Raw genomic sequence first — 20,688 nt, forward strand, 5'->3', positions numbered from 1 at the left:
ATTTTCAAGCAGGGATCTTACGTTTTGCGGTGGGGGGCATTGCATTTTGCAAAGCTTTAAACGAAAATCGCCCGAAGAAATCCTAAAGTCGATTTACGAGCTGCATCGGGGGCGCTTGAAGGTGTATGTTGGAGCCGTCAACGGATCGGGAAAAACGTACCACATGCTGAGAGAAGGGCAAATGCTGAAGGCGGAGGGCATCGACGTGGTCATATGCGCCGTATCGACGCTTCAAAGGCCGGAGACCGTGGAGCAATTGGCTGGGTTGGAGCGGGTTCCCAGCATCCACTGGAAGCAGGATGGTATGGAGAAAAAGGATTTGAATCTCGACGCCTTGGTTCGACGCAACCCGGAGGTGGTGCTGGTAGACGGCTTGGCGCATGCGAACCGCGAAGGGGCGTCGTTTCCGACGCGTTTAGAGGATATTCATTATTTGCTCGGCCACGGTATCAGCGTCATTACGACGGTGAACATTTATGAGCTTCGCGGGATGACGGAGCTGGTACAGAAGCTCGTCGGCATTGAAGTTAAAGATACCGTGCCGGAGGGGACGTTGGAGCTTGCCGACGAAGTTCGGCTGATTGACGTATCTCCGGAGACGCTGCTCCAGCGGCTCGCCGCGGGCCATTTGCGTAACATCCCGGACAAGGCGGTGTTTAATCGCGGGAATCTCGGCGTGTTGCGCGAGCTGGCCCTACGCTGGATGGCCGAAGGCGTCAACGATACGCTGGAGAAACACCGCGAGGAGCAGGGCTTGATCGGGGCGGCGGGCGTGGCGGAACGGATTTTGGTGTCAGCCCAGTATCACTGGAATGGATCGATCTATGTGCGAAGGGGACAACAAATTGCGAGACGGTTAAACGGCGATATGCTCGTGGTTACGTTCGTGAACCCGCGTCGCAAGCTGTCGCCGGAAGCTGCGACCTTCAAACGCTCGCTGACGCAGTTGTCGGAGAAGGTGGGAGCCAAATTTGCCGAACTCCCCCTTCCCACCAGGAGGATGCTGCCGCAGGCACTGGTCCGTTACGCTATGGAGCATCGGGTCACCCGGATCGTGTTGGGCCACTCCAAGCAAACCCGGATGCAGGAATTATGGCAAGGCTCGATCGTTGGGGATATCCTGAAGCAAACGAAAAACGTGGACATCTTCGTAGTGGCGGACCGGGCTGAAACGGAGGGAGAACGCATCCTTCCGGCGAAAATCCGCGAGGAACACGGAGCCGCCGAGCCGTACCGCCGGTTGAGCGAAGCGGAAGTGGAGCAGCAAATCGGCCGGATTCGCCGCGGCAGGTTCAAGGTATACATCGGGGCTGCTCCCGGCGTCGGCAAGACGTATACGATGCTTCGGGAGGGCAACGATTTGCGCAAAAAAGGGATCGATGTACGCATCGGACTGCTCGAAACCCATGGACGTGACGAAACCACGGCTCAGGTCGGGGCGTTGCCGTCGTTCTCCCGCGCTGTACTTGATTATCGCGGGACCCAACTGGAAGAGATGGATACGGCGTCAATCCTTGCCCGGAATCCGGAAGTCGTGCTGGTTGACGAGCTAGCTCATACGAACATGCCCGGAAGCAAGCATAAGAAGCGGTACGAAGACGTTTTGGAAATTTTGGAGGCAGGCATTTCGGTGATTTCGACCATGAATATTCAGCATCTCGAAAGTCTGAACGACGCGGTCGAACAGATCACCGGCGTTCGGGTCCGGGAGACCGTACCGGATTTCATCCTTCGCCAAGCCGATGAAGTCGAACTGATCGACGTTGCCCCCAAAGCCTTGCAGCAACGGATGCGTGAAGGCAAAATCTACGCGATGGACAAAGTGGACCAGGCGCTCGGGAATTTTTTCAAAACCGGCAATTTGATCGCCCTGCGCGAACTTGCGCTTCGGGAACTCGCCGACGACGTCGACGAACGGCTGGAATCCTGGCAGCGCCGCAGCCCGCTGCGGGGAGGCGCAAACCGGGAAGAAGTGATCTTCGTAGGGGTTACGTTGAGTTCCGGAGCTGAGCGTTTAATTCGGCGCGGCTTCCGAATTGCCTACCGACTGAAGGCAAGTTGGCATGTTTTTTACCGGCATAACGGGAGTGGATTCACGCCGCAGGAGCAGGAACGGCTTCAGGCGATCGAGAGGCTTACCCGCCGGCTGGGCGGAACCTTCGAGATGCAGAAGGGACCCCGCACACGAAAGCTTGGGGAAGCGCTTGTCCGCAAGGCCGACGAACTCGGAAGTACGCAAATGATCCTTGGCCAATCGGGAAGAAACCGTTGGCAGCGGTTGTGGAGGGGCGACGTGGTCTCCCTATTGCTCCGCCAAGCGAGGCATATGGACATTCTGGTTGTTGCCGATTTCGATCCTATGGCTCAAATTAAAAAGGAGGGGAACTTCTTCTCTACGGAATAGGATATCGACAAGGCGATCTTGATCAGGTATAAATGAATCAACAAGAAAGTGGCAGTTTATTCCTGAACAGGAGGCGAACCTAGAGATGGACCCTAGATACCCTATAGGCAAATTTGCATTCGAAGGCGAGATTAACGCAGCGCAGCGGGAGCAGTGGATTCGCGAAATCGAGTCACTGCCGGCGCGATTAAGGCAAGCCGTAGCGGGTTTGAGCGAAGATCAACTGAACCTGCCCTACCGCGAGGGAGGCTGGACCTTGCGCCAGGTCGTGCATCATCTGGCCGACAGCCACATCAATGCCTATACCCGTTTTAAACTGGCCTTAACCGAAGAGACGCCGACGATCCGGCCTTACTTCGAAGACCGCTGGGCGACGCTGGCAGACTACGAGGGAGAAATTGAGGTTTCGCTGCTTCTGCTCGAAGCGCTGCACCGCCGCTGGACTAACCTGTTGAAATCGCTGGGCGACGCCGATTATGAGCGCAAGTTCCATCACCCCGAATCGGGCGAGACGACCCGCTTGGCCTATACCCTCGGCAATTACGCCTGGCACGGAAATCATCATCTCGCGCATATTACCGCCTTAAGAACGAAGCTGGACCTTTAGTTCCAAGCGTATTTCCGTAATAACAGCCCGAAAGTCCCGAGTGGGACGTCGGGCTGTTTTTTTGTTACGTCTGTAGACCTTCAATTGGAAAAGTACTTTACTTTCAGCTATAAATCGGCATTTTGAGGTATAGATAGAAAGCGCTGTCTATTCTAACATGAGGTTCGTAATCGAACTTACCCGACGAAAGGATGGATGATTCGTGAAGGCTGAGACAGCGAAGAAGTGGAAGTTGCAGACGGTGTTGCGATACCTGCTGATCGCGATACTGGCATGTTCGATGACCGGAGGTGCGGAGGCCCCAATGCGGGCTGCCGCCGAGGCGGCGAGCCCACAAGAAGCGGGGGCGATTTATTCGTTTGAGGCGGAGGCGCCGGCAAATTCCTATTCCGGCAAAGCCGGGCCGGTCTCGTGCGACCCCTGCTCCGGCGGAGTTAAGGTAGGCAATCTCTACCAGGGCTCGGCGATGCAGTTTAATGACGTCCGCGTAGCGGAAGCTGGTGTTTACAAACTAAGCTTGTCCTATATTTCCGGGGACACCCGCTCGTTTATGATCAGCGTCAATGGCGGAGAACGGGAGCGATTCACGCCGCCGGCCACGAAGGATTGGAATACGGTTGGCGTTTTCGATTTCGAAGTTCGTTTGCAGGCGGGCGCCAATACGTTGTCTTTTGACGATGATGGAGGGTATGCTCCGGATTTGGACAAGATCGACTTGGCCTTCGTATCGCCTTCAGATCCGGGAACGGGCCCGGGGGATAACGAAGACCTGAATCTTGGCGCTCCGGTGAAAACGGAGAAATATGGCTCGATCTCGGTCACTCGGCACACCAAAGGGATGAGCGTTTCGAGCGGCAGTCTAAAGCTGCTATACAATACGGAAACCGGCCTGTCGGCGTATAGCTGGAAAGCACGGGGAGAAGAAGCGAAGATCCAGGGGGCGTATAGCTCCTTGCAGTTGGATCGTTATTTAACCAGCAAAGATTATGCTAAACACGAGTTTAAGATGGAAGAGGTAGAACGGTTCCAGGATCGGGGCGGCAAAGGAGTCAAAGTGACGGTGAGCAATAAGCAAGACGGCCTGCCGCTACTTAAGCAAATCTATTATATTTATGAACAAAAAGATTACCTGCTCACTCAAGTCATTGCAGAGCAGTCCACGCCGATGGAGACGAACTATATCGCACCGCTCATCGTGGATCGACGCGGCGGGGTGGATATCGGCCAGTACGGCGATAACCGGGTGCTGGTGACCCCATTCGATAACGATGCGTGGTCGCGGTATCTGTCCAAGACGATCAATACGGATTTGAACAATCAAAATTACGAAAGCTCGGAACTGACGGCGATCTTCGATAATGACAGCCGCCGCGGTTTTGTGGTGGGTTCGGTCAGCCACGATACGTGGAAAACGGGCATTTATTGGAGCGGCTCGAACGATCGGCTGAATAAGCTGAACGTTTATGGCGGCTTCTCCTCCCTGGCCTCAACACACGATTCGTTGCCTCATGCCAAGGTCAACGGGACGACGATAGCTTCCCCAAAAGTGTTTGTCGGTTACTTTGCCGACTATCGGGACGGGATGGAGACGTACGGGAAGGCAAATGCTGCGGAAACGCCGCCGCTCGCTTTCGGTCCGGAGGTTCCGCAAGGGGTTCCAGTCGGCTGGAACAGTTGGGGAGCCGTCGGCAGCAACTTAACCTACGACAAGGCCATCGAGACCTCTGATTACTTTAAGGAGAATTTACAAGGGAAGTCGTATAATAACGACGGCCAGCTTTATATCAATCTCGATTCTTATTGGGACAACATGAACGAGGAGCAGCTAGGCCAACTGGTCAAACATATTCAGGCTAACGGTCAAAAAGCCGGCATCTATTATGGTCCTTTCGTCTACTGGGGCGATAATTTGAACCAACCGGTGGAGGGGACGGACGGTAAGTACACCTATGGCGACATCGTGCTGCGCGATGCGCAAGGGAATCCGCTGCCGAAGCTGGACGGCGCCTACGCCGTCGATCCGACCCATCCGGGCACGAAGCAACGGATCGACTATTACGTGAATCGCTTTAAGGAGCATGGGTTCGAGTATATTAAGCTGGATTTCCTGAGCCACGGCTCATTGGAAGGCCAGCACTACAACTCCCAGGCGTCTACAGGCATCCAGGCTTACCATGAAGGCATGGCCTATATCGTGAATGCCTTGGACGGTTCGATGTTTATCAGCGCTTCGATCGCTCCACTCTTCCCGAGTCAATACGCGCATAGCCGGCGGATCTCCTGCGACGTAGATGGTTCGCTGGGCAGCACCGAATACCAGTTGAATAACTTGACCTATGGCTGGTGGCAGAACGGCACGATCTACCCCTACACGGATCCGGACTACATGACGCTGGTGAAAGGCGGCTCACTGCTCGGCGCGCAAACCCGCGTGAACGCGGCGGCGATTTCCGGTACCGTGTTCCTGAACTCGGATGATGTCGCGGATCCGCTTGCTCGTGATTACATGGAGAAGCTGCTGGTCAATCCGGCCGTTAACGCGGTAGCCAAGATGGGGCAGGCGTTCCGTCCGATCGAAGGCAATACCGGAACCGCAGCGGCTGACGCCTATATCCTGAAGGATGGCGGCGTGTACTACCTCGCGTTGTTTAACTTCACGAACGAGCCGGCGGAGCGCACGATTAACTTCGAACGGGCTGCGATGGACAACAAAGGCCGCTCCGGCTTCCGCGTGACGGATCTGTGGACCGGCGAAGAGACGCGGGCGAAGACCGAGCTGCATGTCCAGCTGCAAGGGGCCGAGTCCAAACTGTATAAGCTCGTTCCCGTTGCGGGGGGCGGGAAAGATCAATAAAAAAAGGGGGCCGTGATTCATTCACGGCTCCCTTTATCTTTTTACAACACCCAGGCTCCTACGACCCCAGCAACGATACCAAGGATGACCACCGAGGCGAACACGAAGCCCAGCACCTTACGCGGGAACGAGCGCGAGACCATCAGCAAGGACGGCAGGCTAATGGTCGGCAGCGTAAGCAGCAGGGCTGCCGCCGGGCCCGCACCGAGTCCAAGCGCGGTGAACGATTGAATGATCGGAATTTCCGCCGCCGTAGGGATGACGAACAACGTGCCAACGAGGGCGAACAACAGGATGGCCAGAATGCCGCCTCCGAGTTCCACCGGGAATAGGACGCCTTGGAAAGCGCCAAGCAACAAGACGGACAATAGATACGCCGGAACGACATTCAGGATCATCATCCCAAGGCTTTTCAGCCAACGCAAGGCAAACGGTCCCTCTTCCTTCAGCTCGGCTGCGGCCTCCGCTTGCTCCATTTCCGCCGGAGCGGGGACTTGCTGGCCTTTAGCTAGCCGGTTGGCGAAATAACTGACACCAAACGTGAGCACGATACCGAAGACGAGACGAAGCAAGGTGAACTTCCAGGACAACACGAAGGTCATGAAGATCAGCGTGGCCGGGTTGAGCACCGGATTGCCGATCCAGAAGGCCAGACTCGCACCTACGGACACGTTGCGTTTGCGCAGGCCGGCAGCAATCGGCGCCGCGCAGCAGGTGCACATCATCCCCGGCAAGGAGACGAGGCCGCCGAGGAAGGTACTCTTAAACCGGCTGCTGCCGAGTACTTTATAAAGCCACTGAGCCGGCAGCAATACTTGAACGAGCGAGCCGAGCAAAATGCCCAGTACCGCTGCCTTCCATACCGATTTGAAGTAGGCTGCCGCGTAATCGAGCGCTCCACTCCACGAAATCGGGCCGGAAGCGTCCGCTCCGAGAATGGAAGAGCCAATCGTATGCTCGGTGACGGCCTTGAACGCTTTTCCGTAGTAAGGCCACCACTTGACATAACTTAAGCCGGCGATGGCTATGATGAGGAACAGAATGATGAATAACGCAGTTCTGCCTTTATGAAATCCATGCGGCTGTTGCTGCGGGTAGTTGCCACTTGATGACGAAACCATATGTTTTGTTTCCCTCCACGAACGTTTAGATTTGAGCTAGAGCACGAAATATAGTATACCACACGATGGCAAGCGGACTATATTCGGAAACGTGCCGTTGCTACGACCGAACAGGTTGCCTTTTGTACCGCAACTGGAGTACGCTTAAATATAGCATGAATTAGGGGATCCTATTAAAGATATAGGGAAGGATTGTGATCAAGCATGTCTACAGCTGAACCGATAAAATTAACGTCTTTATCCAGCAAAGGAGGCTGCGGCTGCAAAATTGGCCCGGCTGACCTGATGCAGGTCATTCGGAGCCTCCCGCCTACGGTGCCGAATCCCGATTTGTTGGTGGGCCTCGATACAAGCGATGATGCCGGGGTTTACCGGTTAAACGATGAACTGGCGCTAGTGCAGACCGTCGATTTCTTTACGCCGATCGTTGACGATCCGTATTCGTTCGGGCAAATCGCCGCAGCCAATGCGCTCAGCGATATTTACGCCATGGGCGGTAAGCCGCTCACGGTGCTGAACATCGTGGCATTTCCTATTTCTACATTGGATAAAAGCATCCTTGCTGACATCCTGCGCGGCGCGGGGGACAAGGTTCAGGAAGCTGGGGCAACGCTGGTAGGCGGCCATTCCATCGACGATAAGGAGCCGAAATTCGGCTTAGCCGTTACGGGGCTTGTGCACCCGGATAAGGTTAGAACGAATGCCGGCGCCAAGCCGGGGGACAAGCTGATCCTGACGAAACCGATCGGCGTCGGCATTATGACCACCTCGATCAAGAAGGATCAGTTGACGGCAGAAGAGACGCAGCGGGTCACCACGGTCATGGCTACGCTGAACAAGACGGCTGCTGAAGTGATGGAGCCGTATGACGTGCATGCTTGTACGGATGTGACCGGTTTTGGCTTAATGGGCCATGCCCTGGAAATGGCGAAGGGCAGCGGCACGGGGATCACCATCTCGCAAGGAAGCGTACCCGTGCTTCCGCGCGTGCGCGAATTGGCGGAGCAAGGGTTTGTCCCTGGGGGGACCAAAAACAATTATGCCCACGTGGAGGCGGACATCACGTTCCCGGATTCGTTGGACCAGACCGACCGCTATATTTTGTGCGATGCGGTTACGTCCGGTGGATTGCTGATCTCGGTGAACCCGGACCAAAGCGAACAACTGTTGGCTGAACTGCGGAAAGCCGGCGTCGAGGCAAGCTTGATCGGTAAGGTCACCGAAGAACACCCGGGTCGTATCGTGGTGGAAGCGTAGGAAGGGGTTTGCAGCATTGGATATGTTTCAGGATCTAGGCCTGGAGGAATGGGCGGAACAACGGGAGAGCAAAGCCATCACGATGATCGACGTGAGGTCCCCTTCCGAGTTTGCTGAATCAACGATTCCGGGCAGCTTGAATATTCCGCTCTTTGACGATCAGGAACGGGCGGAAATCGGAACTTTATATAAGCAAGTGAGCGTGGATGCCGCCAAACAACGCGGGCTTGAAGTCGTTTCGGCCAAGCTGCCGGACTTTGTTCGGAAGTTTGCGGAAATTTCCGGGCGAAAAGCGGTGTTTTGCTGGCGCGGAGGCATGCGTAGCCGTACGACAGCTACGCTGCTCAGCCTCATGGACATTCACACCTACCGACTGGCCGGTGGATACCGGGCTTATCGCCAGTGGGTTGTCAGCACGCTGGAGGGGATGGAATTCGCCCCCGATTTGACGGTGATCCACGGGAATACAGGAAGCGGTAAGACGCTGCTGCTGCGAAAACTTCAGGAACAAGGGTATCCCGTTATGGATCTGGAAGGGATGGCCGGGCATCGGGGATCGGTATTTGGCCAAATCGGATTGCAAGCCCGTAACCAAAAGATGTTCGACTCCCTGCTGTTGGAGGACCTGTCGCGATATCGCGAAGCTCCTTATGTGCTAATGGAAGCGGAAAGCAAACGGATCGGCAAGGTGGTCGTACCCGATTTTCTCATGGCGAAGAAAGAACAGGGCCGTCACATTCGTATCGATCTGCCGACGGACGTCCGCGTGCAGATCATTTTGGAGGATTACGAGCCCTGGAACAATCCAGAGGCCTGCCTGCAAGCGTTCCGCAAGATCAAATCGAAGATTCACACGCCAATTGCTGCGGAAATCGAACAAAGCTTGCTCGCAGGCCGTTACGACCGGGCGGTTGAACTGCTGCTGATTTACTATTATGATCCAAGATACGCTCACACGGAGAATCAATACGAAGACGCTGATTTTACAGTGATTCGTGCGGGCTCGGTTGATGAGGCGGTCACGGAGGCGGAACGGTTATTGCCTCAGCCGGTTTGAATCTTGTAAGTTTCTAAACAGCTCGCAGGTGGTTCTGCGGGCTGTTTTTTTGCCGACAATGTTTTTGGGATGGAAAATACATACAATCGGCTTTACAATAGAGAGGAAGAATATATTGGGAAAAGTGGGAAGGTGAAACGGTTGAAGCATCAGGTTAATAAAGTCGGCAAGGCAGCTGGCAGGAAGTCGTCGGCCAAACTAGCATTCGTTGGATTGGTTGCGCTTTCAGTGGCTTTGCCGCAAGGTGCGGCGTTCGCGGAGGAAGTAGCGGCATCCTCAACTTCAACAACTACGGTCGTCGTAGATTCGGGAAATGCTGGTACCGGCTCGTCCAAATCGGGGAACAGGGCAGCAGATCCGTCCAAAGCGAAAATCACAAAAGAACTGGCCATTGCCAAGGTTCGGGAGTGGTTTCCGGCTTTGGAAGCCTCCACAGTATCGCAGGTGGATTATGGCGTGAATAATGTCTACCCGGCTCCAAGTAATCAAGATGTATGGACCATCCAATGGCAAGTAGAAGTAGGGAATGGAAGCTATGGCTTTAGCAGCCAAGTCGACGCGATCACGGGGGACTTGATTCATACATACATCAGTTTTCCGCGGGAAGGCAACAAGTCGTATTATCCTCCGAAAATTACGAGAGAGCAGGCCTTGGAGAAGGCGAGGGCTTTTATCGCCAAAGTTGTTCCATCATTATCTGTGGACGAGGTGAAGGAAAGCGATTCGATGTTTTACTCGGATGCACAGACTTTATTTGGTCCCGTGAATTATAACTTCAATTTCAGTATTCTGAAGAACGGTCTGCCCTCCGGTTTTGAATCGATCAATATCACGATTACCGGCGATGGAGAAGTGACGCAATTCAGCCGGCCAGGGGAGAAGCTGGATTATCCCTCCTCCATACCGACGGTATCGAAAGCCGATGCGGAGAAGAAGCTCCGGGAAGAGTTCCAGGTTGAGCTTGGCTATGTCCCGTTGTACAAGAACGGCGCCATATCGGATTGGGTCCTAGCCTGGGGGCCAGCCTCAGACGCTACCCAGCCCATCAACGCGCTGACCGGATATAAGATTAACAGCGAGGGCGAAGAGATCACCGCCACAAAGGTAACCTACAGCGACGTGCCGATGGGGACCAAGCTGTTCCAGCCAAGGACGTCCACGACGGAATTGACATCCGACGAGGCCGCCAAGTTGGTGGAACAAATCGTCTTTATTCCGGAAGGACGGAAGCTCAGTTATCCGAACCTAGGCAAGGATTATCAGAATCCGGAGCGGAAGACGTGGCGCTTAAGATGGGAAGAGGATCGCCAAAACATGGCGGGACCTTTCTATTTCCCCGCGCAAACTTCCGCAACGGTCGATGCCTTGACCGGACAAATCCTGGAATTCCAGATTGAATCTTATAATTACGGAGAGCCGCGCGAGCCGTTGGCAGCCCCTTCAGGAGCAGCTAAATTAAACTACGACCAAGCGAAGCAGCGTGCCCTGGAGTGGGTGAATCAGCTGTATCCGCAAGCGAGTCGGGATTTAAAGCTGATGGAACGTGGGGAGACTTGGAGCCGTCTCTCGAACGGGGAGCAATACCGCTTCGAGCTGAATCGTTACGTGAACGACATTCCGGTGCTCAGCGGAGGAGTATCGATTACGGTCGACGCCTACGGCCGATTGTTCTTCTATTCGATTAACCGCGGCGAAGTTCCGGCGAATATGCCTGACGGCAAGGCCGTGACAGTGACTGCCGAGCAAGCGCTCAAATCGTATTTGGACAATTATGAATTGGAATTGCAATATTCCCAAATCGGCGGGTATACCATCGATAATACTTACGTAGAGCCGAAGGTTTACCTGGTGTATTCCCCGCAGTCCAAGGAGGCATCAAAGGCTTATCAGGTACTGAATGCCGTGACCGGGAAATGGGTGACCACCTTTGAGGACCTCCGTACGGAACAAATGGGGGGCAACGTAGAACCTAAGGATCTGAAAGGACATTGGGCGGAAGCGGATTTAAAGACGTTGATCCAATACCGGATTCTTGAACCGGACGATCAAGGGAACCTGAATCCGGATCAATCGATTACGGTAGGCGAATGGCTAACCTATACCGTCAAGGCGGCAAATCCTTATTATACCGGTTACGTGCAGGCTTCCTCTACCGCAGCAAAGGCCGGTATATCGGTAGACCATCCGTATTATCACGTGGTGAGTTATGCAGCCGAGCTAGGATGGATTGATACCATTGACCCTTCGCAATTGGATAAGGTGCTGACGCGGGAACAACTGGCCGTCTTGCTGACTTCGATCGTCAAATACGATCGGCTGGCCAACTTCTATGGGAAAGACGTATTGAACCCTCAGTTTAGCGATGCGGAGAAAATCACCCGGCCTGGCGAAGTCGCCATCGCGGTACGACTTGGTTTGCTGCAGGGGCAAAACGGCAAATTCAACCCGCAGCGCCCTGTCACCAAAGCCGAAGCCGCCTCTATCCTCATGAGATTGGTGAAGCTACAAGGCAAAACCGACCAGGCGATCGGCTTGGAATAACGCCGGTATGTGAATGGAGAAGGCAGAGAGAGGCCGTGAGGCCTCTCTTTTTTGTAAGCTTGGCTGGAAGAGGAGCTGGAGTGGCTAATTGGATATCTTCCACTTCATGACTCTATCCTGCGTCAACGTTTCACTTTAATTGGAAATCCTACAACTAATTTGCGCCAATTGACCTTGGAGCGCTAACTTTTCCTATATTAACTGCCTTTTTTCCAACTAGTGATGCCCCCATACCACCTTTCGCGAAAAATAGATGTTAGATTTCCATTTATTTACTAGGCCGTCCGCCTGTTGACTCTCCCCTTTGAGGAGGCCTTACGCTCAATAAGCGGACGTCGTGAGGCCGATGTGGAACAACGACGAGACCGTCAAGAAAAAGGAGGAGATGTTCGATGTTATACACCGTCAAAGAGGTATCGGATCTTTCGGGAGTGACGATCAAGACGCTGCATCATTACCACAAGATTGGCTTATTGAAGCCGCAGGATATCAGTGAAGCCGGCTATCGGTTATATGGCGAACGGGAACTGGAGCGGCTTCAGGAGATCCTGTTCTACCGGGAACTGGAGCTGCCACTGGCGCAGATCCAGTCGCTGCTGGAAGAGGAGCGGAAACGCGGCGACATTTTGGCGGAGCAACGGGAACTGTTGCGCAGCCGAAAGCGGAGGCTGGACTCCATTCTGCAGACGCTGGAGAAGTCGATAGAGAGTACAGCTTCAGGAGAAGAGCTAACAGGTGAGGAATTGTTTGTTGGTTTTGCCGATGAAGCGGAGTGGCGTGAGGCCTTGCGAGAGCAGGAGGATTATTTGAGCCAAACCTACGGAGTGGAGGTCCCTGGGCCCCAACCCATCGATGTGCCGGAACTGAACGAGCAGGCCAAGGAGGCTATGGAATTTACAATCAAAATGGTGGAGGCCTTACGTTCTGGAATATCCCACCAGGATGAGGGAATCCGGCATTTCATCGACGACCATCTAGCTTTTATGAAGAAGCACGACCATCCCGCAACTCCTGCGGATTTCGCAGCCCAAGCTCGATTTTTCCTCAGTGACGAATTCCACCGCGCGATGCTGGAAGGACAACAAACCGGGTTGGCGTATTATTTGTTGGCTGCGGCCGAAGCCTATGCCGCCAATTCTCCGGAAGTCGGAAAGGATCGATAGCGCTAATTTCATGTGTGAACCCCAAAAGCTCCCGCGACAGCATGTCCGGGGGCTTATTTTACATTTCGCGGGCTGAATTGGTCCAGATACTTATGGTAAAATCAGGTTACCGCCGAGAAATGAAGAAGTTTCGAGGCAGCCTTTACAGGAGAGGAGTCAGATCGATGCTAAAGATGTTTCAATATAACTGGCAGGTCCGGGACGAATGGTTTGTCTGGTGCGAGAACGTCTCCGAAGAAGAACTGTTGCGCAAGCGAGTGGGTGGTGTTGGGAATATCCTGCAGACGCTGTTTCACATCGCCGACGTGGAGTGGAGCTGGATCCGCTCTATCCAAGGGAAACCGGATTTCCAGGAGGATTTTAAATCTTTTATGTCCTTAGAATTGGTAAAAAAGCTTTCGGACTCCTTTCATACGGAAGTTGAGGCATTTCTTCAAACTTGGACCAACGAAATGGACGGATTGCTTATCACCGATCCATGGGGGAGAGAGTTTACGCAAGGCGAAATCCTTCGCCATGTCATCGCCCACGAAATCCATCATATCGGGCAGTTGTCCGTTTGGTCTCGGGAATTGGGAATGACGCCAGTCTCGCCTAATTTTATCAACCGGGGAATTCGATAGCTTTTCTCAAAATAGGGCAATCTAATCCATATATCCCAATTTACGCACCGAGGAGGAAGCGGCTTGAGACAGAACATTCAGGTGCCTTATGGTTACGAGCCCCCGGCCCCGAGCCGGAAAGGCACACTGATCTTTTACGATTCCTTTGAGCATATTTCGGACGAAGGGCTCACGCGGGCTGCCGAAGAGGCGGAGAACCGTAAGTTTACAAAGTTGGTTCTCTACCCGCTGCATGAAGAAACGGTGAGACGGATGGCCAAAGAACCGGTGGGCCCCTTCTATCGAAGGGAAGATCGGCTTCATGAATGGAGACGGGACCAGGAGGGAACCCGGCTGCCCATCGCTGTAGAGGGTTGGGAAGGGAAGCGAAAAAAGTACACGCCCATCGACGCCGCCCTTCGTCATTTGACCGAGGTCTATCCAGCGCCACATTTTCTATATCTCACGCCGGAGATGGCGAACCAGTTTGCCTCCTTCTCCTCTTTTGAGGAATGGATCGTCAAGATCCGGCTTCTGCTGGCAGCTGAGCCGGGTCATCCGCACCCACGGCTGGCAAAATTCAGCCATCGTTGGGATCTTGCCGGCGGGCATTTGGATTCGCTTGATAGGGAGTAGTTCTTATTCATCTTGCAGGAGGGAAGAGGATGAAATCGATTTGCGTATTTGCCGGCTCGCAGTTTGGCGAAGATGAGCAATTCCGCTTGAAGGCGGAACAACTGGGGATTGTTATGGCACAAAGGGGATACCGCTTAATCTTTGGGGGATCCAGGCACGGTCTGATGGGTACGGTAGCGGATGCGGTCTTGTCAACTGGCGGGGAAGCGGTTGGTATCATGCCCTCCGGTTTGATCCACGGTGAAATGGCCCATCCGGGGCTGACGCAGTTTATCGAAGTTGAAGGGATGCATGCCCGCAAGGCGAAAATGAGCGAAATGGCCGACGGATTTATCGCCTTACCTGGTGGTTTTGGTACGCTGGAGGAGCTGTTTGAGGTGCTGTGCTGGCTGCAAATCGGTATTCACCAGAAGCCGGTCGGTGTCCTTAATGTACAGGGTTATTACGAACCGCTGATGGAGCTGGTGAATTCCTGCGTCCGGGCGGGGTTTGTACACCCCGGGCATGAATCTTTGCTCAATCTAGCCGAGGATCCGGGGGAGTTATTGTCCCAAATGGAGAGCTTCGTGCCGTCCATTGCGGAGAAGAAATGGAAGCAGGGCTGAAACCTGCGAATGAAGGAAGTACACTCATATAACGAACGGAGGCGGACGAATGGACAGGATGAACACACAGCCTAAGAGTAGAAGCGTCTGGAAAGTCGCCAGCCTGCTCCTGCTGGCTGTCCTCTTGATCGCGGGATGCTCCGCTAGGCAGGGAGCGGCGGACCATCCTGCGCCTTCCGCTAGCGAAGGTAATGGAAATGGCGGTCCGGGGGCAAACCAGGGGGAGGCGTCACCATCCACTCCTGAAGCGCCGGACACACCGGAGACGCCGCCCGATCCAACAGCCGAGCTGCTGGCCCAGCTAAGCACCGATGAGAAAATCGGCCAGCTGGTTCTGGTGGGGATGGAGGGGACGAAGCCGGACGACGCGACCCGCTCACTTATCGAAGAGTACCACGTTGGGGGCTTTATTTTTTATAAGGACAATATCCAGGACACAACGCAGGCGCTTGAATTGTTTAACGGCTTGAAAGCCGCGAATGCGAAGCAGCCGGTGCCGCTGTTTATGAGCGTTGACGAGGAAGGCGGGCGGGTTAGCCGAATGCCGGGAGAACTAGCGAAACTGCCGACCGCACGTAAGATCGGGAACACAGGCAGCGAAGAATTGGCCGGACAAATTGGCGGCATCCTGGGCCGTGAGCTGGCCGGCTTCGGCCTGAACCTGGACTTCGCCCCGGTGCTTGACGTTAACAGCAACCCGGATAATCCGGTGATCGGGGATCGGGCATTCGGCACGAAGCCGGAGATCGTCAGCCGTATGGGCATTGCCGTTATGAAGGGGATTCGGGAGCAGGACGTCATTCCGGTCGTGAAGCATTTTCCGGGGCATGGCGATACTTCCGTGGATTCACATCTCGGGTTGCCGGTCGTTGAACATGATTTGGCCCGGCTGCGGAAGCTGGAGCTCGTGCCCTTTAAGCAGGCCATTCAAGAAGGGGCTGACGTCGTCATGATCGCTCATCTGCTCATGCCGAAGCTGGATTCTGAGCACCCGGCTTCCTTTTCCAAGGCGGTGATTGATGATTTGCTGCGGAAGGAGCTTGGATACGAGGGGATAATCATTTCCGATGATATGACGATGGGCGCCATCGTCGAACATTACGATATCGCTGACGCTGCTGTGCAGTTCGTTCAGGCTGGCGGGAATATCGTGCTGGTCGGCCATGATCATGAGAAGGAGAAGCAGGTGATCCAGGCGCTCCGTGATGCGGTCAGCTCCGGTAAGATATCGGCGGAAACGTTGGACGAACGGGTTTACAACGTACTGAAGCTGAAGGAGAAGTATGCCCTCACCAATGATTCAGCGCCGGGGCCTGATACGGAACAGTTGAATCGTGATATCGCCAATACCTTGAAGCCTTACGGATTATGATCCTTAACACTTTCCGGGTGGTACTGGTACCGGTTCAAGTCAATCCGGCCGCCCGGCAGAACTTCTACGCCTTCCGCTTCCAGATTCCAAGTCTGTTCCTGCACCGCTGCTTCCTCCTGCAAGGCGATTTCTCCCTTCCCGTTGACTACCCGGTACCAAGGTAAACCGTATTTGACACTCATGCTGTGAAGGATACGGACGACCTGCCTGGCCGCGCGGGGACTTCCTGCGGCGGCGGCGATCTGACCGTAGGTCATCACTTGTCCTTGCGGGATGGCGGAGATAATTTCGATGGTTCGTGCGGTGAACGGCTGCATGGGCGAAAACTCCTTATTCAAACGATAGGATCTATACCGTTTTTATACCACGCCGACGAGACAAGTTCCAGTCTCCATACAATGAAGACTGGAGCTTAGAGCTCGCTGCGACGGTAACTATCCGCCAGCCTGAATCGTATACTGACCATAAGGCAGACGGGAGGAATGAGTTTGCAACGGTGGAAAAATCTTGGTTATCCGGACAAATGGATCTTATATGTAATCTTGTTCATCTTTACAATGATCGGAATGAAATACGTCATAAGCACGCGGCTGCCCGAAGGCGGACGCCCGCCTTACCTGTTCCTGATTTGGAACGCCTTTTTGGCCTGGATTCCGCTGGGGCTGGCGGTGCTGCTCGATCTGATCAGCTTGTTAACCTCGCGGACGGCTAAGCTTGCTTTAAGCGTGCCGGCGGGGTTATTGTGGCTGTTTTTTTATCCGAATGCCGCCTATTTAATCACCGATTTGCTGCACCCGTTTAACCGCTATCCGATTGCAGCGGGTACCCGGTTTTGGGAAGACATTTCGTTCTGGGACCATCTCTTTACCCTGCTGTTTACTGGATTACTGGGATTGGCGCTGGCTTCGGTATCTCTGGCATCCGTGCATCAGTTGGTACGAAAAGCGGCTGGCCGGTTGGTGGGCTGGGCGTTTGCCGTTACCGTACTATTGCTTAGCAGCTTCGGCATTTATCTGGGCCGCTTTATCCGCTGGAACAGTTGGGATTTGCTAAGGCATCCGGGATTTGTGCTTCGGGAAACGGCTGCTTATTTTACCGATGCCGCTAACGTGGAGCATGCGCTGGCGTTTTGTAAATGGATTTTTCTGATCACGTTATTCTGTTATGTGGTGCTTTACGGGTATGGGAGAGTACATCGCTTATCGGAGCGGACCCAAGGGGAGGGGACATGACGGACATGAAAGAGCAGCTGCTGCAGCGGTTTCCAGTGCTGGAGAGCGAGCGGTTGATCCTGCGGAAGCTTCTGCCGGAAGATACGGCGGCGTTACACCGCTGCATGTCCGATCCGGCGGTACGCGCATTTACGGAGATCAATCCGGGTAAACTGCTGTTCCCGGGTCGCTTGTACCGCTATTTCGAAGACTCGTACCGATTTCTGCGGGACTTGCATTTTGCCGTGATCCGCAAAGGAGAAGGAGACTGGATCGGACTCTGTTCGCTGCAATATTGGGATGTAGAGGGGCATAAGGCTCGGCTCGGCTATCTGATCTCCCCGGCTCACTGGAACCAGGGGTATGCGACCGAAGCGGTGAAATGCGTAATGAATTTCGCTATCGACACGTTGGGGATTAGTTGCCTCGAAGCCCGCTGCAGTGCGGATAATCCGGCATCGGAATGCGTCCTGAAGAAATGCGGCCTGCGGGAGTCGGGTCACCTCGCTACGCCAGGAAGAAGGAGTGAGGGGACGCCGCTGAAGAGGTATCTCTTTGAAAGGAAGTTTCTTTGAAACGGAAGTGATAGCTTTTGTTACACAAATGAAATATAGCTGTGATCAAACCCTAATAGAAAGGGGGTACACTTATTACATGACCCCCTTTTGAATATATATTTTCTCTTGGAACCCGGAGCGTGAGACGTCGGGTTCTCTTTTTTTTGCTTATAGAGGAACGGTGATTTTCTGTTTGTTCTTGAAATACACCCATTCGTGAAAGCCGATTTCCTTGAGGCGACGGGCGACTTGTTCCCATTCATCGCCAACCCGCAAAGGGGTGTGTGCGTCGGAACCGAAGGTCACGGAAACGCCAAAATGCAGCGCCCGCTCGAGGATCGAATCGTCCGGATACCAACCGCCGCTTAGCTTTGTTTTCCCGGAGGTATTAATCTCGATGGCGATTTGGTGCTCCGCAATCGTTCTCAACGTCTCGTCAATCGCCTGCGCGGCCGGAATGTCGGTAAATGCCGGGTAGTTGCCCTTCATCGCATCGATATGGCCCAGAATTTGAAACAACCCGCTGCGCGCCGACTGGCGGATCAGATCGTAATAGGTTTCCTTGCTGGCCACTTTCTCCTCGCGGCTAAGGCCCTTCCAACGATTCTTGTTGAAGATGCTTACCTCTCCGACGCTGTGCACCGACCCAATCACGTAATCAAAGGGATACTGGTTTAGCGTATTCCGGTATGCGCCCACGTGTTCCGGGAAGAAATCCGATTCGATTCCCAATAAAACGTCGATTCGGCCGGCATATTCTTGCTTGAGCTTCAACACTTCTTCAACGTATCCGGCAAAAGCTTGTTTACCCATGGCGATCCGGGGAAAAGGCTGGTCTTCCTCATGGCCGAAGTAAGGCGTATGGTCACTGATGCCGATCACCGCTAGTCCGGCGGCGAGGCCGGCTTCGATATATTCGCGGATGTTCCCGTCGGCATGGCCACAACGGAAGTGATGAGTATGAAGATCGAATTTCATCGGGTGTCTGCTCCTTTCTGGTAGTGAGGACTTGTTGCCTACTTCTGCCCGCGGCTTATTCGGAGCTGATGAAATGCGTTTCCGGCATGCCTTTCAGGTCACCGAGAAACTGCTGCATCGCCGAATTGATGTAACGGCTCGATTTGTAGATGACACCAACCGGATGAGTCACTTCAAGCTCAGGAATCGGTACTACCTTTAGCGTACCCTGTTTTAGCTCCCGCAATATCGATTGACGCGAGATGATCGCGGCGCCCAGATTGATTTCCACCATCCGTTTGACTTCTTCGCTGCTGGAAAGCTCCATGACGATGTGCGGCTCAATGTCGTGCTGTCGGAAGACCTCGTCGATAAAACGACGCCCGACCGTATCGGGCGATAACATGATGAGGGGAACGTCGCGCAGCGACTCGAGGGTGGGTGATGGGTTGACCGCTAAAGGGTGCAGCGGCGAGACGACAAATTCGAAGATATCGTAATATAACACCGACGAAAGCACTTGAGGGTTGTTTTCAATTAAATACCCGATGCCGATATCGACAAGTCCCTGCTCTACGTTTTGATAAATTAAGCTGGAGGGCATAGATTGAATGGTGGTTTTGATCAGAGGGAACTGGTCTTGAAAATAGGACAGAATTCGCGGCAAAATCTGAATCGCGATGGATGTGGTGGTCCCTAGCACGATATGGCCTTGCGGGGTATGTTCCATGTCGGATAGCTTCTGCTTGAGCTCCTCGACGATATCCAAGATACGCTCCGCCTGATCAAGAAACACCTGTCCCCGATCCGTCAGGGTGACCGGTTGGTTGCGGTCGACCAATACGGTGCGGAACTCGTCCTCGAGGCTTTTGATTTGGGCCGATACGGCTGGCTGGGTTAAGTTGAGCAACTCCCCGGCCTTTCGGAAGCTTTTCGTTTTAGATATGGTGATCAGCGTCTCCAACTGACTAATATTCACCAGAAGGCCTCCTTTCTTCCCGTTCCTTGGGAAATCGCCGGATCCGGCAGTTTCCTCGTGATCTAATAATTATAGGGGATGTTCCTTTGTTAAATCAATGATGCGTCGTTTGGCTTCCTTCGACAATACTTACAGCGTAGAGTTCGCTCGATCGCCATCATTCGATTTTTAATGACTTATGAATAGGAATAAAGTATAATATGATTTAACTAAAAGCTGGGTCTAATGTATCGTAAAGTTATTCTCCTAGTGAAAAGGGGCGCATAATTTTGAAAGCAGAAGTCATAAATCCTTTTCTTGAATCCGCGCGTTCGGTCATACAACAGGTTGTTCAGGTTTCTCCTTCCACCGGGAGTATGGGGGTCAAAGACGTAATACCTGTGCAGGATCATATATGGATTCAAATCGGCATGACCGGCCACTTTAGCGGTATGGTTGTGTTCGGATTGCAGGAAGCCGTAGCACTTCGCATCGTTTCGGCGATGATGGGCGGTTTCGTCCTGACGGAAATGGATGAGATGGGACAAAGCGCAATTTCCGAGCTGGGCAACATGATCAGCGGCAATGCCAGCACGATTCTGTCCAACCAGGGATTTGCCGTGGATATCACGCCGCCGCAGATCATTAAGACGGAGAATGCAACCGGAATGGGACCGCGCAAGGCGCTTTGCATTCCGCTGTTGATGGATGGGATCGGCGAACTGGACATTCAGGTGATGATCTCTTAAGATAGGGGCAGTTCTTGAATTTGCTTCGTGATCCGAG

At 53.7% G+C, this 20,688-nt stretch carries 18 protein-coding genes; 14 read left to right on the forward strand and 4 right to left on the reverse strand.

Translation table 11 applies throughout. From position 1 onward, the window contains the following. The first annotated feature begins 46 nt into the window (after nt 1-46). From KJS42_RS15025 to KJS42_RS15035, 3 genes are all read left to right on the forward strand, one after another. Entirely contained in the window at nt 47-2,404 is a 2,358-nt protein-coding gene (locus tag KJS42_RS15025; RefSeq protein WP_213623320.1) for a histidine kinase, read from the forward strand. Nucleotides 2,405-2,489: 85 nt separating this feature from the next. Continuing rightward, nucleotides 2,490-3,011, forward strand: a complete 522-nt coding sequence (locus KJS42_RS15030) for a YfiT family bacillithiol transferase (RefSeq protein WP_213623321.1) — start codon at nt 2,490-2,492, stop codon at nt 3,009-3,011. Nucleotides 3,012-3,213: 202 nt separating this feature from the next. Continuing rightward, nucleotides 3,214-5,865 carry a carbohydrate-binding protein gene (locus KJS42_RS15035; RefSeq protein WP_213623322.1) on the forward strand — a complete coding sequence of 884 codons (2,652 nt, stop codon included), beginning with the start codon at nt 3,214-3,216 and terminating at the stop codon, nt 5,863-5,865. Nucleotides 5,866-5,906: 41 nt separating this feature from the next. On the opposite strand, the gene KJS42_RS15040 is transcribed toward KJS42_RS15035, so the two are convergent. Further along, on the reverse strand, nt 5,907-6,986 hold the full coding sequence (locus KJS42_RS15040) for a permease (RefSeq protein WP_213623323.1): 1,080 nt from the start codon (nt 6,984-6,986) through the stop codon (nt 5,907-5,909). A 204-nt stretch (nt 6,987-7,190) separates the two neighbouring features. On the opposite strand from KJS42_RS15040, the gene selD reads away from it, so the two are divergent. The 8 genes from selD (at nt 7,191) to nagZ (ending at nt 16,219) form a co-directional block, all read left to right on the forward strand. Then, nucleotides 7,191-8,243 (forward strand): selenide, water dikinase SelD, encoded by a 1,053-nt coding sequence (gene selD / locus KJS42_RS15045; RefSeq protein ID WP_155606253.1) that lies wholly within the window; start codon nt 7,191-7,193, stop codon nt 8,241-8,243. Nucleotides 8,244-8,265: 22 nt separating this feature from the next. Further along, entirely contained in the window at nt 8,266-9,300 is a 1,035-nt protein-coding gene (gene mnmH / locus KJS42_RS15050; protein WP_213623394.1) for a tRNA 2-selenouridine(34) synthase MnmH, read from the forward strand. Nucleotides 9,301-9,432: 132 nt separating this feature from the next. Beyond that, nucleotides 9,433-11,841 carry a YcdB/YcdC domain-containing protein gene (locus KJS42_RS15055; protein WP_213623324.1) on the forward strand — a complete coding sequence of 803 codons (2,409 nt, stop codon included), beginning with the start codon at nt 9,433-9,435 and terminating at the stop codon, nt 11,839-11,841. 392 nt (nt 11,842-12,233) lie between these two features. Then, nucleotides 12,234-13,004 carry a MerR family transcriptional regulator gene (locus tag KJS42_RS15060; RefSeq protein ID WP_213623325.1) on the forward strand — a complete coding sequence of 257 codons (771 nt, stop codon included), beginning with the start codon at nt 12,234-12,236 and terminating at the stop codon, nt 13,002-13,004. Between the two features lie 164 nt (nt 13,005-13,168). Then, on the forward strand, nt 13,169-13,627 hold the full coding sequence (locus tag KJS42_RS15065; protein ID WP_155606256.1) for a DinB family protein: 459 nt from the start codon (nt 13,169-13,171) through the stop codon (nt 13,625-13,627). 63 nt (nt 13,628-13,690) lie between these two features. Beyond that, nucleotides 13,691-14,242 (forward strand): hypothetical protein, encoded by a 552-nt coding sequence (locus KJS42_RS15070; protein ID WP_155606257.1) that lies wholly within the window; start codon nt 13,691-13,693, stop codon nt 14,240-14,242. Between the two features lie 29 nt (nt 14,243-14,271). Further along, complete coding sequence (locus tag KJS42_RS15075; RefSeq protein WP_155606258.1) at nt 14,272-14,847, forward strand: LOG family protein; 576 nt, start codon at nt 14,272-14,274, stop codon at nt 14,845-14,847. 49 nt (nt 14,848-14,896) lie between these two features. Next, nucleotides 14,897-16,219 carry a beta-N-acetylhexosaminidase gene (nagZ, locus tag KJS42_RS15080; RefSeq protein ID WP_244868499.1) on the forward strand — a complete coding sequence of 441 codons (1,323 nt, stop codon included), beginning with the start codon at nt 14,897-14,899 and terminating at the stop codon, nt 16,217-16,219. On the opposite strand, the gene KJS42_RS15085 is transcribed toward nagZ, so the two are convergent. Further along, the gene (locus KJS42_RS15085; RefSeq protein WP_193417457.1) at nt 16,207-16,536 is read right to left on the reverse strand and encodes an MGMT family protein; all 330 of its coding nucleotides are present in this window, start codon (nt 16,534-16,536) and stop codon (nt 16,207-16,209) included. The genes nagZ and KJS42_RS15085 overlap by 13 nt on opposite strands. Nucleotides 16,537-16,707: 171 nt before the next feature. On the opposite strand from KJS42_RS15085, the gene KJS42_RS15090 reads away from it, so the two are divergent. Together KJS42_RS15090 and KJS42_RS15095 are read left to right on the forward strand one after the other, a co-directional pair. Next, nucleotides 16,708-17,451: a DUF1361 domain-containing protein gene (locus KJS42_RS15090; protein WP_213623326.1), complete on the forward strand. Its 744-nt coding sequence runs from the start codon at nt 16,708-16,710 to the stop codon at nt 17,449-17,451. Next, nucleotides 17,448-18,005: a GNAT family N-acetyltransferase gene (locus KJS42_RS15095; RefSeq protein WP_155606261.1), complete on the forward strand. Its 558-nt coding sequence runs from the start codon at nt 17,448-17,450 to the stop codon at nt 18,003-18,005. The genes KJS42_RS15090 and KJS42_RS15095 overlap by 4 nt, the downstream gene beginning before the upstream one ends. Nucleotides 18,006-18,155: 150 nt before the next feature. On the opposite strand, the gene KJS42_RS15100 is transcribed toward KJS42_RS15095, so the two are convergent. After that, entirely contained in the window at nt 18,156-18,965 is an 810-nt protein-coding gene (locus KJS42_RS15100) for a histidinol-phosphatase (RefSeq protein WP_193417460.1), read from the reverse strand. Between the two features lie 55 nt (nt 18,966-19,020). Next, entirely contained in the window at nt 19,021-19,923 is a 903-nt protein-coding gene (locus KJS42_RS15105) for a LysR family transcriptional regulator (protein WP_213623327.1), read from the reverse strand. A gap of 269 nt (nt 19,924-20,192) precedes the next feature. Here KJS42_RS15105 and KJS42_RS15110 point away from each other — a divergent pair, with 269 nt between their 5' ends. After that, nucleotides 20,193-20,651 carry a chemotaxis protein CheX gene (locus tag KJS42_RS15110; protein ID WP_193417462.1) on the forward strand — a complete coding sequence of 153 codons (459 nt, stop codon included), beginning with the start codon at nt 20,193-20,195 and terminating at the stop codon, nt 20,649-20,651. Nucleotides 20,652-20,688: the final 37 nt, after the last annotated feature.

This window comes from Paenibacillus sp. J53TS2, from assembly GCF_018403305.1.
Lineage (GTDB): Bacteria > Bacillota > Bacilli > Paenibacillales > Paenibacillaceae > Fontibacillus > Fontibacillus rhizolycopersici.

Coding starts and splice junctions, on each gene's coding strand:
- KJS42_RS15030 (WP_213623321.1), top strand. CDS start 2,490: ATGGACCCTAGATACCCTATAGGCAAATTTGCATTCGAAGGCGAGATT.
- KJS42_RS15040 (WP_213623323.1), bottom strand. CDS start 6,986: ATGGTTTCGTCATCAAGTGGCAACTACCCGCAGCAACAGCCGCATGGA.
- selD (WP_155606253.1), top strand. CDS start 7,191: ATGTCTACAGCTGAACCGATAAAATTAACGTCTTTATCCAGCAAAGGA.
- mnmH (WP_213623394.1), top strand. CDS start 8,266: ATGTTTCAGGATCTAGGCCTGGAGGAATGGGCGGAACAACGGGAGAGC.
- KJS42_RS15060 (WP_213623325.1), top strand. CDS start 12,234: ATGTTATACACCGTCAAAGAGGTATCGGATCTTTCGGGAGTGACGATC.
- KJS42_RS15065 (WP_155606256.1), top strand. CDS start 13,169: ATGCTAAAGATGTTTCAATATAACTGGCAGGTCCGGGACGAATGGTTT.
- KJS42_RS15075 (WP_155606258.1), top strand. CDS start 14,272: ATGAAATCGATTTGCGTATTTGCCGGCTCGCAGTTTGGCGAAGATGAG.
- nagZ (WP_244868499.1), top strand. CDS start 14,897: ATGGACAGGATGAACACACAGCCTAAGAGTAGAAGCGTCTGGAAAGTC.
- KJS42_RS15085 (WP_193417457.1), bottom strand. CDS start 16,536: ATGCAGCCGTTCACCGCACGAACCATCGAAATTATCTCCGCCATCCCG.
- KJS42_RS15095 (WP_155606261.1), top strand. CDS start 17,448: ATGACGGACATGAAAGAGCAGCTGCTGCAGCGGTTTCCAGTGCTGGAG.
- KJS42_RS15100 (WP_193417460.1), bottom strand. CDS start 18,965: ATGAAATTCGATCTTCATACTCATCACTTCCGTTGTGGCCATGCCGAC.